The following is a 15,121-nucleotide window of genomic DNA, read 5'->3' on the forward strand; positions in this document are numbered from 1 at the left end:
GACCTGTAGGAGCAGCCTTGTGCTGCGAAAGGGCCGGCATGAGCAACAAATTTGTTTGGGAAGTAATGCCCTCTTCGCAGCACAAGGCTGCTCCTACAGGGCTTCTGCCAAACCAGTGACCCATAAAAAACCCCGGAACAAGTCCGGGGTTTCGGTACATCACACTACGCGATCACTCCTGGCTGGCCAGTTTGTGCTCGAGGTAGTGAATGTTGACGCCGCCTTTGCAGAAACCTTCATCACGCACCAGGTCGCGGTGCAGCGGGATGTTGGTCTTGATGCCGTCGACGACGATCTCGTCCAGGGCATTGCGCATGCGCGCCATGGCTTCGTCGCGGTCCTTGCCGTAGGTGATCAGCTTGCCGATCAGCGAGTCGTAGTTCGGCGGAACCGAGTAACCGCTGTACAGGTGCGAATCAACACGCACGCCGTTGCCACCCGGGGCGTGGAAGTGCTTCACCTTGCCTGGGCTCGGGATGAACTTCTTCGGGTCTTCGGCGTTGATACGGCATTCCAGCGCATGGCCACGGATGACCACGTCTTCCTGGCGGAACGACAGCTTGTTGCCAGCGGCGATGCTCAGCATCTCCTTGACGATGTCGATACCGGTCACCATCTCCGACACCGGGTGCTCAACCTGCACGCGGGTGTTCATCTCGATGAAGTAGAAGCGGCCGTTCTCGTACAGGAACTCGAAAGTACCCGCACCACGGTAGCCGATCTCGATGCACGCATCGACGCAGCGCTTGAACACTTCCTGACGGGCTTTCTCGTCGATGCCCGGGGCTGGCGCTTCTTCCAGTACCTTCTGGTGACGGCGCTGCAGCGAGCAGTCACGGTCGCCCAGGTGAATGGCGTTGCCCTGGCCGTCGGACAGTACCTGGACTTCCACGTGGCGTGGGTTGGTCAGGAACTTCTCCAGGTAGACCATCGGGTTACCGAAGGCTGCACCGGCTTCGGTACGGGTGAGCTTGGCCGAGGAAATCAGGTCCTCTTCCTTGTGCACCACGCGCATGCCGCGACCACCACCGCCACCGGCGGCCTTGATGATCACTGGGTAGCCGACGTCACGAGCAATCGCCAGGGCGACTTCTTCATCTTCCGGCAGCGGGCCATCGGAGCCCGGCACAGTCGGTACGCCCGACTTGATCATCGCGTCCTTGGCCGAAACCTTGTCGCCCATCAGGCGAATGGTGTCGGCTTTCGGGCCGATGAAGGCGAAACCGGATTTTTCCACCTGCTCGGCGAAGTCGGCGTTTTCCGCCAGGAAGCCGTAGCCCGGGTGGATAGCGGTGGCGCCGGTCACTTCGGCGGCAGCGATGATCGCCGGGATATGCAGGTAGGAATCCTTGGACGATGCAGGGCCGATGCAGACCGACTCGTCTGCCAGGCCCAGGTGCATCAGTTCACGGTCGGCGGTGGAGTGCACGGCGACTGTCTTGATACCCAGCTCTTTGCAGGCACGCAGGATCCGCAGGGCAATTTCCCCGCGGTTGGCGATCAGGACTTTTTCGAGCTTCCCAGACATCGTTGGCTCTCCGCGATTCAAACGACGGTGAACAGCGGCTGGTCGAACTCAACCGGCTGGCCGTCTTCTACCAGGATGGCGTCGATGACACCGCCAACATCGGCTTCGATGTGGTTCATCATCTTCATGGCTTCGACGATGCACAGGGTGTCGCCTTTCTTCACGGTCTGGCCAACTTCAGCGAAGTTCGGCGAGGTCGGCGAAGGCTTGCGGTAGAAGGTACCTACCATCGGCGAGCGGATCACGGTGCCTTTCAGGGCCGGGGCGGCGGCAGCGGCTTCAGCGGCCGGAGCGGCAGCGGCGACCGGGGCAGCAACAGGAGCGGCGGCTACCGGAGCCGGTGCGAAGTACTGCTGGGCAGCCGGGGTCTTGCTGTGACGGCTGATACGGACCGACTCTTCGCCTTCCTTGATCTCCAGTTCATCGATGCCAGACTCTTCCAGCAGCTCGATCAGTTTCTTGACTTTACGGATATCCATTAATCATCAACTCCCAAAGGTTCGGTCAGGGGGCGAAATACAAAAAACGTATCTGAAACGTTTCTCTCGAACCCTGGCCCACTGAGGCCAGGGTTTTCATCATTTGGGCTGTGCGTTGGCAGCCAGTTGTTCCAGCGCGGATTCCAGGGCCAGGCGATAACCGCTGGCGCCCAGGCCGCAGATCACCCCTACTGCAACATCGGAAAAGTAGGAGTGGTGGCGGAACGGTTCGCGTTTGTGCACGTTGGACAGGTGCACTTCGATGAATGGGATGCTCACCGCAAGCAATGCGTCACGTAATGCGACGCTTGTGTGGGTGAAAGCAGCCGGATTGATCAGGATGAAGTCCACACCCTCGTTGCGTGCGGCGTGAATGCGGTCGATCAGTTCGTATTCGGCGTTGCTCTGCAGGTACTGCAGATGGTGGCCTGCGGCGCGGGCACGTTGCTCCAGGTCCTGGTTGATCTGGGCCAGGGTCACGGCGCCGTAGTGGCCAGGCTCGCGGGTACCGAGCAGGTTGAGGTTGGGGCCGTGGAGCACCAGTAGCGTTGCCATCTGCGGATTCCTTGGATTTGTAGGGCAATTCGACACAGCGCGGCGAGTGTGCCGTAAAGCGACGGCAAGTGTCCAGTTCCCGGCAATAGCCAGCACGATGTCCGAGGTTCGCGCGAAGTATGTGACCAAATAATTAAATTTGGTCACTGATTTCTGGATTTTTCACAGCTCGCGGGAAGTTATAGACCGACTTTACCGCGCACGCGTGTGAGAATTTGCGCAAATTCACTGGCATTTATCTCGCCAATGACCCGATCAGCGGTTATTTCGCTACCGTTCGCGGCAAAGAACAGCAGGGCGGGCGGGCCGAACAGCCGGTAGCGATCGAGCAGGCTGCGTTGTTCGGCATTGCTTTCGGTGATGTCAAAACGCAGCAGCTTGAAGCCGGCCAGTTGCGCTTGCACCTGCGGCGTGGTGAGCACCTCGCGTTCGATCACCTTGCAACTGATGCACCAGTCGGCGTACCAGTCCAAGAGCACCGGCTGGCCGGCTGCCTTGGCCTGGGCCAGGGCAGCGTCCAGTGCGGCGGGGGTAGTGATCGTCTGCCAGCTATCCGCCTGCACCGCGGGCCCGTTGCCGGTGGCCACAAGGGTTGCCGGCGGCAGCGGGCGCAGTGGGTCGCCGTGGCCGCTGAGGGCGCCGTACCAGCAGGCCAGGGCGTACACCAGCAGGGCCAGGCCGAGCAGTTGGGCCAGGCGCTGGCGCGCGGTCTTGACGACAAATTCGAGGGCACCGAGGAACAGCGCCACGCCAGCGGCGAGGAAACCGACCAGCAGCAAGGTCAGCGGGCCTGGCAGCACACGGCTGAGCAAACCGATGGCCAAGCCCAGCAGCAGGACGCCGATGGCGTTCTTCACCGTGTTCAGCCAAGGGCCGCTTTTCGGCAGCCAGGCCGCGCCACCAGTAGCCACCAGCAGCAATGGTGCGCCCATGCCCAGGCCTAGGGCGAACAGCTTGAGTGCGCCGCCCAGGGCATCGCCGCTGGCGCTGATGTACAGCAGCGCACCGGCCAGCGGCGCCGACACACAGGGCGAAACCAGCAGGCTGGAGAGTACGCCCAGTATTGCCGCGCCCAGCAGCGAGCCGCCCCGGGTGTGGCTGGCCACATTGTTCAGGCGGTTGCTCAGGGCTTGCGGCAGTTTCAGTTCGAACAGGCCGAACATGGCCAGGGCAAATACCACGAAAAACAGCGCGAAGGGCACCAGTACCCAGGCCGACTGCAGGCGCGCCTGCAGGTTCAGGCCGGCGCCGAACAACCCCATCAACGCACCGAGTACCGCGAAGCTGGCCGCCATCGGCAGCACATAGGCCAGCGACAACGCCAAACCGCGCAGGCCGCCAGCCTGGCCGCGCAGCACCACGCCGGAAAGGATCGGCAGCATCGGCAGCACGCAGGGGGTGAACGTCAGGCCGACCCCAGCGAGGAAGAACAGCAGCAGCGACTTCCAGGTCCAGGCGTGTTCACCGCCGGCCGGGGTGCTTTTGCCGCCTTCGCCATCGATGTTCAGGCGTGCGGTTTCTGGCGGGTAGCACAGGCCTTTGTCGGCGCAGCCCTGGTAGCCCACCAGCAGGGTGAAGGCGCGCGGGTCATTGCGCGGGAGCTCGATATCGAGCACGCCGTGGTACACCTCGACATCGCCGAAGAACTCATCGTGCTTGGCCTCGCCCTTGGGGATGCTTGGTGTGCCCAGGGCAATGTCGGCCGGTTCGGTGCGGAACTGGAAACGGTGGCGATAGAGGTAGTAGCCGTCGGTTGCGACGAAGCGCAGCTTGATGGTTTGCGCATCGGCCTGGACCAGGCTGAGCTTGAACGCTTCGTGTACCGGCAGGAAGTCGGCGTTGTTGGCCAGCGAAGCTGCGCCGAGGGTGGCGCTGGGGCGGTTGTCGAGCAGGCCCGTGGCGAAGGCAGGGCTGGCCAGCAGCAGGAACAGCAGGAAAAACAGGCGGCGCATGGCGGACTCGCGAGGTGGAACGTGCTGGGCATGATAGCGGAGTTGGTGCGGGTTGGGGCCATGCTGGTGGCGGGGGCGACACATGGCCGCTGGCTCATGTGCTGCCTGTGCCGGCCTCTTCGCGGGTAAACCCGCTCCCACCTCGACCGCATAAACCTCAAGCCATGCGCTATCTCTGTGGGGGCGGGTTTACCCGCGAAGAGGCCAGCACAGGCCAACCTAGACTCTGAAGGCCCGCACCGCCCGGTTCAGTTCACCACCCAGGCTCAGCAACTGCTCGCCTTGCTCGCGCCCCTCGCCAATGCGCTGCAGGTTGTCCTCACCCAGCTCATGAATCCGCTCGCTGTGGTCGCGAATCTCACTCACGGCACCACTCTGCTGCGCCGTGACATCGGCAATCCGCACCGCAGTGTCCGAAATGGTGCGAATGGCACAGACGATCTCGTCCAGCGCCCCGTCCGCCGCCTGGGCCTGGTTGGCCGTGGCCTCGGCATGCTCAAGCTGCGCACGCATTCCGGCCACCGAACTTCTGGCTGCCTGCTGCAAGCGGTCGATCAGTGCCTGAATCTCGCCGGTCGCCCCGGTGGTGCGCTGTGCCAGCGAACGCACCTCATCGGCCACCACGGCAAAACCACGGCCCATCTCACCGGCGCGGGCCGCTTCGATCGCGGCATTCAGCGCCAGCAGGTTGGTCTGCTCGGCAATCGAGCGGATCACCGTCAGGACGCCGCCGATGGTGGCCGACTCCTCCGCCAGTTGCTCGATCATGCGGGCGTTGCCCTGCACCTCGTCGACCAACTCACGCAAGCCCGACAGGCTCTGGCCGATCACCGCCTGGCCCTGCTCCACTGCACGCCCGGCATCGCGGCTGGCGTCAGCTGCGGCGCTGGCGTCGCCGGCCACTTGCTGGATGGTCGCTTCCAGTTCACCCAGGGCATCGCGGATCTGCCCTGTATCGCCGGCCTGGCGTTCGGCGCCGTCATGCAGGGCGGCGCTCATGCCGGCCAGGGCGTGGCTGCTGCCAGCAACCTGCTCGGCGTTGTGGCGGATGGTGCCGACCAGCTCTACCAGATACTGGCGCAGGCGGTTGAGCGATTCCTGGATGTCGCGCAGTTCGCGGTTGGTCCTCCCCAGGGCGATGGCCTCGGCGAAATCACCCTCGGCCCAGCGCGACAGGGCAGGGGCCAGGCCGGTCAGGGTGCGCGCCAGGCGGCGTTGCAAGGTGTCGATCAGCAGGGCGATAAGTAGGATCAGGCCGATCATAAGGCCCTGGATGATTCGCACTTCAGCGGCAATTTTCGCGTGCTGGGCGCGTACCTCGGGCTCCAGCGCCGCAATGGCCTGTTGCACGGCCTCCAGGCGCTGGCCGGTGCTGGCGGCCAGGGCGACGCGGCGCTCGATCTGTTCGCGGGTGCGCTGCAGCTCGGCCGGGTAGCGGCCGAGCAGGCTCTGCAGTTCGCGCTTGAGGCCGACGGCAATGTCTTCCTGCTGGGCGCTGGCCTGGGTTTCCAGGCCCATCATCGCGGCGAAGTCGTCGGCACCGGATTCGGCGGTATGGGTTACGCCGAACAAGGGCAAGGCATCGATCGCCTGGGCCTGGGCACGGATCAGCTGCAGCTCGCGCTCCACTTCGTCGGCCAGCTCCGGGCGGCCGCTGCTGACCAGCTTGTCCCGGGCCAGCGACAGGCGACCGAGGTGCACGGTGGCGTCGAGCAGTGGCACCAGGTAGCGGTTTGCGTCGGCGTTGCCGCTGTCGCGGGCGTAGCCGGCCAGCTGTTCGAAGTTGGCACCCAGTTCCCGCTCGGCCTGCAGCAGCAGGGCTTGCGGGTCGCCGGCCAGCTTGCCGGCGGCCAGCAGCTCCTCGGCGGTAAAGGCCTGCAGGCTGTCCAGGCTGGGGCGCAGTTTGTCGGCCAGTTCGCTGGGCCACTCGGCCAGCGCGGCCTGCAACTGCTGGTTGGCCTCCATCGCCGCGGCATGGCGCAGGGCATCGCCGCTGCCCAGGTACGCCTGGATGTTGCGGGCCGCCTGGTTCTGGAACTGCTGGGACAGGCCCAGGTAGCGCTCCATCAGTTGGTAGGGGCGCTCCAGGGCCCGTTGCGACCACCACAAGGTGGCGCCCAGGGCGATACACACGGTTACCAGCAACAGGGTGTTGAAATTGGTCAGCCACTTCAGGCGCATAGCCGCGAGCTTCCTGCGGGGGAGGGAGAGGTCGGTGGCTGAAGTTATTGCGATTTTGTGACGGGGTGATGACGACAGGGGGTTGGCGCCATAAAAAAGTGGCACAGTGCCTCTATTGGTGGCCGCCTGCACTGGCCTCTTCGCAGCACAAGGCTGCTCCTACAGCGCGTGCGATACCTGTAGGAGCAGCCTTGTGCTGCGAAGAGGCCAGTGCAGGCTATAAGAAACTCAAGGCTCCACACGGACTACACAATTACGCCCGGCATGCTTGGCCCGATACAGCGCCTCGTCCGCCGCACTGGCCATGGTCAGCGCATCCAGCCCCTCATCCAACTGCACCACCCCTGCACTGAAGGTGCACTGCAAGTCCCGTGGCTGCGCCGGGTAGAGGATCTCGGCAAAGCGCCTGCGGATTTCGTCCAGAACCTTGTGCGCCGCGTCCAGTGCGGTATTGGGCATGACAATGGCGAACTCTTCACCGCCGTAACGGCCAATGAAATCGGTCTTGCGCAAGCGCTGCTTGAGAAACAGCGCCAGGCTCTTGATCACCCGGTCGCCCATGGGGTGACCGTGGCGGTCGTTGATCTTCTTGAAGTGGTCGATGTCGAGCATGGCAAAGCACAACGGCAGCTGCTCGCGACGGGCGCGGAAGCTGCAGTCTTCCAGCAATTGCAGGATGTGGGTGTGGTTGTACAACCCGGTCAGGCTGTCGCGCACCATGCGCGCCTTCAGGTGCCGGGCGCGGGCGGCGCGGTTGCGCACGGTGGTGATCAGGTGGCGTGAGCGAAACGGCTTGGTCAGGAAGTCATCACCGCCTTCGCTCATGGCATCCAGCTGCTTGTCCAGGTCGTCCTCGGCAGACAGATAGATGATCGGCACACTCACATAACGGTCGCTGTGGCGGATCACCTTGGCCAGTTCGGGGCCGGTGCAGGCCGGCATGTACAGGTCGAGGATGATCAGGTCGGGTTGGAAGTCAGCCAGCTCGGCCATGGTGCGGATCGGGTCGGTCAGGCTGCGGGTGATCATGCCGGCGCTGGCCAGCACGCGCTCGGTGTACAGCGCCTGGGTGCGTGAGTCGTCGATGACCAGTACGCGCAACGGGTCGTGCTGGGTTGCATTGGTCAGCAGTTCGACCTTTTCCAACAGGCTGGAGGCTTCCAGGGTGCCGGTGAGGAAGTCCTGGCCACCGGCGCGCACGGCGGCCAGGCGGGTCGGGGTGTCGGTTTCGTGATGGCTGAAGAACAGCAGTGGTATATGTCGGGCCAGCCCCTGCTGCATCTGGGCAGCCAACAGCAGGCCTTGGCCGGCACCGTTGAAGTCGACATCCATGATGATGGCCGAGGGCGGGTATTCGCTGATCGAGGCCTGAAACGCCGCGGCGCTGGCAAGCGCCTGCACCACCAGGCCAAAGAATTCCAGTTGCTGGGCTAGGCGCTGGGCGCGCTCGTGGTCCTGCAGCAGGATGTACACCGGCTTGCGCAGGGGCGGCAGCAGCACCTGATCGAGCGGGTCGTCCTTGCGCAGGCCGCTACGCGTCAGCTGTTGGGCGGGGCACAGCGGGCTCGGCTCGGCTGCTTGGCTCATGTCCTGGCTACTTGTAGGTTGGGGTGTGCAGGGGCAATGATGGCTCTATGCTAGCAGTTCTTTTCAGGTGCGTGAGTGCCCTGTGTCAACAAAGCGGCCAGAACGAATATTCAGTTGCTGACCGATTGGTCGCTTATGCGTAAGGCGGTGTCTGCTTTATAGTGCTGCCACGCGGGCTTGCCGTGGCACCCTGGCGTAGGCCTGTGGTCCAAGCCCCTGAACCGTCGTGACTGATTAAGGACAAAGCCATGCTGGACTGGAAAAACCGCGAGGCCAAAGCCGAGCCCCGCGAGCGTGTCGACGGCCGTGGCGCCGCCGCCCGTAGCTATCTTGGCGGCCTCTGGAGCCGTGCCCTGGGGACCCTGATCGGGTTGTACCTGCTGGTGTGCATCGGCCTGGGCTGGTACTGGAGCCAGGAGCCGGAGCTGTTCCCGGTGCAGCAGAACGCCCAGGCCGCAGCCGAGCGTACCGGCCAGCAGATGGTGGTGGGCTACACCACTATCGAAACCCTCAAGACCGTGGCCGGCACCTTGCTGAACAAGCCTGGTGGCTACATTTCCAACGACCGCTTCCCGCCAGGGCTGTGGATGGACAACATGCCGAGCTGGGAATATGGCGTGCTGGTCCAGGTGCGCGACCTGTCCCGTGCCTTGCGCAAGGACTTCGCCCGTTCGCAGTCGCAGTCGACCGAAGACGCCGACCTGGCCAAGGCCGAGCCGCGTTTCAACTTCGACAACAAGAGCTGGATCCTGCCGTCGAGCGAGTCGGAGTTCGAAGAGGGCATCAAGTCGCTGACCCGCTACCAGACCCGTCTGGCTGCCGGCGACAAGGGCGCAATCTTCTATACCCGTGCCGACAACCTGAACAACTGGCTGGGTGACGTGGCCACCCGCCTGGGCTCGCTGTCGCAGCGCCTGTCGGCCAGCGTTGGCCGGGTCAAGCTCAACACCACGCTGAAGACCGAGTCGCTGGTCGCCGGCCAGGCGCCGCAGGTGGACGAGGAGCTGGTGGAAACCCCATGGCTGCAGATCGACAACGTGTTCTACGAAGCCCGTGGCCAGGCCTGGGCGCTGTCGCACCTGCTGCGCGCCATCGAGGTGGACTTTGCCGACGTGCTGGCGAAGAAGAACGCCACGGTCAGCGTGCGCCAGATCATCCGTGAGCTGGAAGCCTCGCAGGAAGCCCTGTGGAGCCCGATGGTGCTCAACGGCAGCGGCTTCGGCATGTGGGCCAACCACTCACTGGTCATGGCCAACTACATTTCCCGGGCCAACGCGGCGGTCATCGACCTGCGTCAGCTGCTGTCGCAGGGTTGATGATGGCGATCAGCCCGAACGAGGCCGCCCACCGGGCGGCTTCCGACCGAGAACTGGTCACCTGGGTGGATGAAGCCGACCGGGTGCTGGGTGCCTTGCCCCGGGCCGAACTGCGCGAGCGCGGCCTGATAGGGCGTTGCACGTTCATTCTGCTGTTCAACAGTGTCGGTGAACTGTGCGTGCACCGGCGTACCCTGAGCAAGGCGCTGTACCCGGGTTACTGGGATGTGGCGGCAGGCGGCATGGTGACGGCCGGGGAGGCGTATGCCGATTCGGCGGCGCGGGAGCTGGCCGAGGAGCTGGGGATCGACGGTGTGGAGCTGCGTTTTCATGAGCGGTTCTACTTTGACCAGCCGGATAACCACTTGTGGTGTGCGGTGTATTCGGCGGTGTCGGATGCGCCGTTGCGGTTACAGCCGGAAGAGGTGATCGAGGCGCGGTTCATTGGCCTGGAGCAGGCTGAGCAAGAAAGTCTGACCAAGCCGTATTGCCCGGACTCGTTGGCGGCGTTGCAGCGCTATAAAGCCAGCCTGGGATGACGCCGTGGACCGCTTTGCGGTCCTTTCGCGACACAAGGCCGCTCCTACATTGATCGGGGTACGCAGGGCTTTGTAGGAGCGGCCTTGTGTCGCGATCGGGCTGCAAAGCAGCCCCAGTGTCGAAAGGAGTCGCAAAACATTCGCAAAATGCCGCATTCCAGTACTTAGCAACAGCTGGATTTATCGTTACACTGCGCGCCCTTTTCGGGCTGCCGCAGGTCTTGCGGTGGTAGCGCCGCCCCTGCCAGAGTGGGGCTTCGCGGTCGGGCTCAACCCCCTGGGGCCGACCAGTTTTTGTCCTCAGCACAGAGGAACAAAAGTGGCCAAGAAAGCTTCTTCCTTCGCCGCCCTTGGCGGTCTCGTTTACTCCACCGACACCGGTCGGCACTGCCCCGACTGTAGCCAGCCGGTGGATGCCTGTACCTGCAAGCAGCAGGTCATCCCCGAAGGCGATGGCATTGCCCGTGTGCGCCGCGAAAGCAAGGGCCGCGGCGGCAAGACCGTGACCACCGTCACCGGCGTGCCGCTGCCGCTCGATCAGCTCAAGGAGCTGGCCTCTACCCTCAAGCGCCGCTGTGGTACCGGTGGCGCCCTGAAGGATGGGGTCATCGAAATCCAGGGCGACCATGTCGAACTGCTGATCGGTGAGCTGACCAAGCAGGGCTTCAAGGCGAAAAATTCCGGCGGCTGATGCGGCCACGCGATTTTTTGCCCAGTGCTTTCTAAACTCGTTGCCGTGACCAGGGTCTATCCAGGGCACGGACGAATCGTCATTTTTGGCTTTTACACTGCGCCCGCCTCCTTGCGGGGCAGTGTCTTCGACTTATCTATAGGGGACTTGAATGTCCGTACGACGCACACGCAAAGACGATGGTAGCCAATGGACCGTGGCCGACAGCCGCAGTGTTTATGGCATCCGCCATTGGGGCGCTGGTTATTTCGCCATCAATGAAGCCGGGCGCGTCGAAGTACGCCCCAACGGCCCCAAAAGCGCACCGATCGACCTGTTCGAACAGGTCGACGAACTGCGCCAGAGCGGCCTGTCGCTGCCATTGCTGGTGCGCTTCCCCGACATTCTGCAGGACCGCGTGCGCCAGCTGACCGGCGCCTTCGATGCCAACATCGCGCGCCTGGAATACCAGAGCAAGTACACCGCGCTGTACCCGATCAAGGTCAACCAGCAGGAAGCGGTGGTGGAAAACATCATCGCCACGCAGAACGTCTCCATTGGCCTGGAAGCCGGCTCCAAGCCTGAGCTGCTGGCAGTGCTGGCGCTGGCGCCGAAGGGTGGCACCATCGTCTGCAACGGCTACAAGGACCGCGAGTTCATCCGCCTGGCGCTGATGGGCCAGAAGCTCGGCCACAACGTGTTCATCGTCATCGAGAAAGAGTCGGAAGTGGCCCTGGTGATCGACGAGGCCGCCGAGCTCAAGGTCAAGCCGCAAGTCGGCCTGCGCGTGCGCCTGTCGTCGCTGGCCTCGAGCAAGTGGGCCGACACCGGTGGCGAGAAGTCCAAGTTCGGCTTGTCCGCCGCCCAGCTGATTTCGGTGGTACAGCGCTTCCGCGATGCCGGCCTGGACCAAGGTATCCGCCTGCTTCACTTCCACATGGGCTCGCAGATCGCCAACCTGGCGGACTACCAACACGGCTTCAAGGAAGCCATCCGTTACTACGGTGAGCTGCGTGCGCTGGGCCTGCCGGTCGACCATATCGACGTTGGCGGTGGTCTGGGCGTGGACTACGACGGTACCCATTCGCGCAATGCCAGCTCGATCAACTACGACATGGACGACTACGCCGGCGTGGTGGTGGGCATGCTCAAGGAATTCTGCGACGCGCAGGGCCTGCCGCACCCGCACATCTTCTCCGAGAGCGGCCGTTCGCTGACCGCCCACCACGCCATGCTGGTGATCCAGGTGACCGACGTCGAGAAGCACAACGACGACGTGCCGACCATCGAGAACAAGGAAGCCCTGCCCGAGACCGTGCAGTGGCTGGTCGACCTGCTCGGCCCGACCGATATCGAGATGGTGACCGAGACCTACTGGCGCGCCACCCACTACATGGGTGACGTGGCTGCGCAGTATGCCGATGGCAAGATCAGCCTGGCCGAGAAGGCCCTGGCCGAGCAGTGCTACTTTGCCGTGTGCCGCCGCCTGCACAACTCGCTGAAAGCCCGCCAGCGCTCGCACCGCCAGGTGCTGGACGAGCTGAACGACAAGCTGGCCGACAAGTACATCTGCAACTTCTCGGTGTTCCAGAGCCTGCCGGACACCTGGGCCATCGGCCAGGTATTGCCGATCATCCCGCTGCACCGCCTGGACGAAGAGCCGATGCGTCGTGCCGTGCTGCAGGACCTGACCTGCGACTCCGACGGCAAGATCAACCAGTACGTCGACGAGCAGAGCATCGAGACCAGCATGCCGGTGCATGCGGTGAAGGAGGGCGAGGACTACTTGCTGGGTGTGTTCCTGGTCGGTGCCTACCAGGAAATCCTCGGTGACATGCACAACCTGTTCGGTGACACCGACTCGGTGAACATCTACCAGAACGCCGACGGTAGCGTGTACCACGCCGGTATCGAGACCCACGACACCATCGAAGACATGCTGCGCTATGTGCACCTGTCGCCGGAGGAGTTGATGACGCATTACCGTGACAAGGTGGCCAGCGCCAAGATCACTGCGCGGGAGCGGACTCAGTTCCTGGATGCTTTGCGCCTTGGTCTGACTCGGTCTTCGTACCTGTCGTCGTAATTGCCAGGCCGCTCCCGCTTTTTTTGTGGGAGCGGCCTTGCGTCGCGATATGAGGGCGAAGCCCTCACCGCGTCATACCTGGTAATGGTCCAGTCCTCGCCTATCGCATCAGCGCCGCTACCTTTGAATGCAATGTTCAGAGGAGGATGACATGGAAAGTCCCGGCTCCCATCGTTTACGTAGTGGCCGAGTGTCCGATCCAGGGCGTCTCTACCTGCTCACCACGACCACCCGCAACCGAACACCGTTGTTCAAAGACTTCTTGTTCGCCAGAACAGTTATCCAGCAATTGCGGCTCAGCGAAGAGCGCAAGGCGTGTCGATCTCTGGCGTGGGTCTTGATGCCGGATCATCTTCACTGGCTTGTCGAGCTTGGGCCGTCGAGCCTGGGTAGGCTGATGTGCGAGTTCAAGTCCAGAAGCAGTTGTGCGCTGTACAAGGTTGGGGCTGAAAGGCGGCATATCTGGCAGACCAGCTTTCATGATCGGGCTTTGCGCCGCGAGGAGGACGTGAGGGCAGTGGCGCGCTACATCATCGCCAATCCCATTCGGGCTGGTCTGGTGCGGCGGGCTGGTGATTATCCACATTGGGATTGTGTGTGGCTGTGAATCCGCAGGTGAGGGCTTCGCCCTCATTTCGCGACACAAGGCCGCTCCCACAAAGTCCTGCGTACGCCGATCAATGTGGGAGCGGCCCCGGCATTACTGAACCCAAAGCCCTTTTTCCTGCAACCGCCATCCCACCCACCCCAACGTCACTGCCCGCAACCCCATGAACCCGAGAAACGCCAACCACAACCCATGGTTGCCAAACCCACTCATGAGCCCCCCCAAGGGCAGCGCAATCACCACCGAAACCAACATCGCATTACGCATCTCCCGCGCCCGGGTCGCGCCTATGAACAAGCCATCCAGCAAATAACTCCACACCGCAATCAACGGCAGCAATGCCAGGTACGGCAGGTACGGATAAGCCGCTGCCCGCACACTCTCGATGTCGGTCTGCAAATCGATGAACAGGTGCCCGCCCAGCAGGAACAACCCGGCAAACCCCAGGCTGGTGATCAGCGACCAGCCACAGGCCACCACCAGCGAGCGGCGCAATGTGTCGCGGTCGCGGGCGCCAATGGCATGGCCGCACAAGGCCTCTACCGCGTGCGCCAACCCGTCAAGCGCATAGGCAGTCAGCAGCAGGCCGTTGAGCAGCAGGGCATTGGCCGCCACGGTGGCTTCGCCCAGACGAGCGCCTTGCACGGTGATCAGCAGGAACACCAGTTGCAGCGCCAGGCTGCGCAGGAAGATGTCGCGGTTCACCGCCAGCAGCGGTCGCCAGGCCTGCCAGCGCTTGAGCGCCGCCCACACGATCTGCCCCGGGTAGGCGCGCAGGGCCGGGCGGGTCAGGGCCAGGCCGAGCAGGGCGGCGCTCCATTCTGCAATCACCGACGCCCGCGCCGAACCTAGTACGCCCCAGCCCAGGCCAAGCACGAACCACAGGTTCAAGGCGATGTTCAGCAGGTTGGTGGTCAGCAGGATGGCCAGTGGTGCCCTGGCGTTCTGGGTGCCGAGGAACCAGCCGACCAGGGCGTAGCTGGCCAGTGCCGCGGGCAGGCCAAGCAAGCGGGTATGGAAGAAGTCTTCGGTGGCTTGCTGCAGGGCCGCGCTGGGTTGCATCGCGTGCAGCGCCAGCTGGCTGAAGGGCAGGGCCAGCAGGCCGATCAGCAGGGCGAAGCCGACCGCCAGCAACAGCCCTTGTACCAGTACCTGGCGCAACGCTGCCCCGTCGCCTCGGCCGGCGGCCTGGGCGGCGAAGCCGGTGGAGCCCATGCGCAGGAAGCCCATCAGGCCGACCATGAAGGTGAACAGCGTGGCGCCCACGGCTACGGCACCCAACTGGTGGGCGTGGGGGAGGTGGCCGATGACCGTGCTGTCGACCAGGGCTACCAGCGGCACGGAGATGTTGGACAGGATCATCGGCGCGGCCAGGGCCCAGACCTTGTGGTGGGTGGGGCGGTGCTGCCAGTCGGTGGTCAGTGAGGTCATCGGGCGTCCTGGGGATCCTGGGGCTGCTGCGCAGCCCTTTCGCGACACAAGGTCGCTCCTACAGGGGCCGCAAGGCCTTCCAGGTTGCCGCGGTCTCTGTAGGAGCGACCTTGTGTCGCGAAAGGGGCGCAAAGCGCCCCCCGCTTTTCTAAATTGCCAGCAGTGTACCGGCCATGCAGCCAATTCGCGC

General features: G+C 63.7%; 12 protein-coding genes. 5 read left to right on the forward strand and 7 right to left on the reverse strand.

Going from position 1 to position 15,121, the window contains the following annotated elements; translation table 11 throughout:
* Positions 1-172: 172 nt before the first annotated feature.
* The 6 genes from accC to CAG18_RS20675 form a co-directional block, all read right to left on the reverse strand.
* Entirely contained in the window at positions 173-1,528 is a 1,356-nt protein-coding gene (accC, locus tag CAG18_RS20650) for an acetyl-CoA carboxylase biotin carboxylase subunit (protein WP_003257054.1), read from the reverse strand.
* 17 nt (positions 1,529-1,545) lie between these two features.
* On the reverse strand, positions 1,546-2,007 hold the full coding sequence (accB, locus tag CAG18_RS20655) for an acetyl-CoA carboxylase biotin carboxyl carrier protein (protein ID WP_015268813.1): 462 nt from the start codon (positions 2,005-2,007) through the stop codon (positions 1,546-1,548).
* 99 nt (positions 2,008-2,106) lie between these two features.
* Positions 2,107-2,562: a type II 3-dehydroquinate dehydratase gene (gene aroQ, locus CAG18_RS20660; RefSeq protein ID WP_003255330.1), complete on the reverse strand. Its 456-nt coding sequence runs from the start codon at positions 2,560-2,562 to the stop codon at positions 2,107-2,109.
* Positions 2,563-2,741: 179 nt separating this feature from the next.
* A complete protein-coding gene (locus CAG18_RS20665) occupies positions 2,742-4,514 on the reverse strand; it encodes a protein-disulfide reductase DsbD (RefSeq protein ID WP_085721453.1) in 1,773 nt (590 codons plus the stop codon).
* A gap of 219 nt (positions 4,515-4,733) precedes the next feature.
* A complete protein-coding gene (locus CAG18_RS20670) occupies positions 4,734-6,695 on the reverse strand; it encodes a methyl-accepting chemotaxis protein (RefSeq protein WP_085721437.1) in 1,962 nt (653 codons plus the stop codon).
* A 228-nt stretch (positions 6,696-6,923) separates the two neighbouring features.
* Complete coding sequence (locus tag CAG18_RS20675) at positions 6,924-8,282, reverse strand: diguanylate cyclase (protein WP_015268816.1); 1,359 nt, start codon at positions 8,280-8,282, stop codon at positions 6,924-6,926.
* A 248-nt stretch (positions 8,283-8,530) separates the two neighbouring features.
* Here CAG18_RS20675 and CAG18_RS20680 point away from each other — a divergent pair, with 248 nt between their 5' ends.
* The 5 genes from CAG18_RS20680 (at position 8,531) to CAG18_RS20700 (ending at position 13,500) form a co-directional block, all read left to right on the forward strand.
* Entirely contained in the window at positions 8,531-9,598 is a 1,068-nt protein-coding gene (locus CAG18_RS20680) for a DUF2333 family protein (RefSeq protein WP_013970713.1), read from the forward strand.
* Positions 9,599-9,600: 2 nt separating this feature from the next.
* On the forward strand, positions 9,601-10,137 hold the full coding sequence (locus CAG18_RS20685) for an NUDIX hydrolase (RefSeq protein WP_085721438.1): 537 nt from the start codon (positions 9,601-9,603) through the stop codon (positions 10,135-10,137).
* A 319-nt stretch (positions 10,138-10,456) separates the two neighbouring features.
* A complete protein-coding gene (locus tag CAG18_RS20690) occupies positions 10,457-10,828 on the forward strand; it encodes a translation initiation factor Sui1 (protein ID WP_085721439.1) in 372 nt (123 codons plus the stop codon).
* A 151-nt stretch (positions 10,829-10,979) separates the two neighbouring features.
* Complete coding sequence (gene speA / locus CAG18_RS20695; RefSeq protein ID WP_025337567.1) at positions 10,980-12,893, forward strand: arginine decarboxylase; 1,914 nt, start codon at positions 10,980-10,982, stop codon at positions 12,891-12,893.
* A gap of 151 nt (positions 12,894-13,044) precedes the next feature.
* Complete coding sequence (locus tag CAG18_RS20700; RefSeq protein WP_085721440.1) at positions 13,045-13,500, forward strand: transposase; 456 nt, start codon at positions 13,045-13,047, stop codon at positions 13,498-13,500.
* A 93-nt stretch (positions 13,501-13,593) separates the two neighbouring features.
* Here CAG18_RS20700 and CAG18_RS20705 read toward each other — a convergent pair whose 3' ends face one another.
* On the reverse strand, positions 13,594-14,931 hold the full coding sequence (locus CAG18_RS20705; RefSeq protein WP_085721441.1) for an MATE family efflux transporter: 1,338 nt from the start codon (positions 14,929-14,931) through the stop codon (positions 13,594-13,596).
* Between the last annotated feature and the right edge of the window lie 190 nt (positions 14,932-15,121).

Origin of the sequence: Pseudomonas sp. B22(2017) (genome assembly GCF_002113105.1) — a bacterium.
In the GTDB taxonomy this organism is placed as follows: Bacteria; Pseudomonadota; Gammaproteobacteria; order Pseudomonadales; family Pseudomonadaceae; genus Aquipseudomonas; species Aquipseudomonas asiatica.

What these genes read in the sequence shown, in the direction of transcription:
- accC (WP_003257054.1), bottom strand. Translation starts at nt 1,528, where the DNA reads ATGTCTGGGAAGCTCGAAAAAGTCCTGATCGCCAACCGCGGGGAAATT.
- accB (WP_015268813.1), bottom strand. Translation starts at nt 2,007, where the DNA reads ATGGATATCCGTAAAGTCAAGAAACTGATCGAGCTGCTGGAAGAGTCT.
- aroQ (WP_003255330.1), bottom strand. Translation starts at nt 2,562, where the DNA reads ATGGCAACGCTACTGGTGCTCCACGGCCCCAACCTCAACCTGCTCGGT.
- CAG18_RS20665 (WP_085721453.1), bottom strand. Translation starts at nt 4,514, where the DNA reads ATGCGCCGCCTGTTTTTCCTGCTGTTCCTGCTGCTGGCCAGCCCTGCC.
- CAG18_RS20670 (WP_085721437.1), bottom strand. Translation starts at nt 6,695, where the DNA reads ATGCGCCTGAAGTGGCTGACCAATTTCAACACCCTGTTGCTGGTAACC.
- CAG18_RS20675 (WP_015268816.1), bottom strand. Translation starts at nt 8,282, where the DNA reads ATGAGCCAAGCAGCCGAGCCGAGCCCGCTGTGCCCCGCCCAACAGCTG.
- CAG18_RS20680 (WP_013970713.1), top strand. Translation starts at nt 8,531, where the DNA reads ATGCTGGACTGGAAAAACCGCGAGGCCAAAGCCGAGCCCCGCGAGCGT.
- CAG18_RS20685 (WP_085721438.1), top strand. Translation starts at nt 9,601, where the DNA reads ATGGCGATCAGCCCGAACGAGGCCGCCCACCGGGCGGCTTCCGACCGA.
- speA (WP_025337567.1), top strand. Translation starts at nt 10,980, where the DNA reads ATGTCCGTACGACGCACACGCAAAGACGATGGTAGCCAATGGACCGTG.
- CAG18_RS20700 (WP_085721440.1), top strand. Translation starts at nt 13,045, where the DNA reads ATGGAAAGTCCCGGCTCCCATCGTTTACGTAGTGGCCGAGTGTCCGAT.
- CAG18_RS20705 (WP_085721441.1), bottom strand. Translation starts at nt 14,931, where the DNA reads ATGACCTCACTGACCACCGACTGGCAGCACCGCCCCACCCACCACAAG.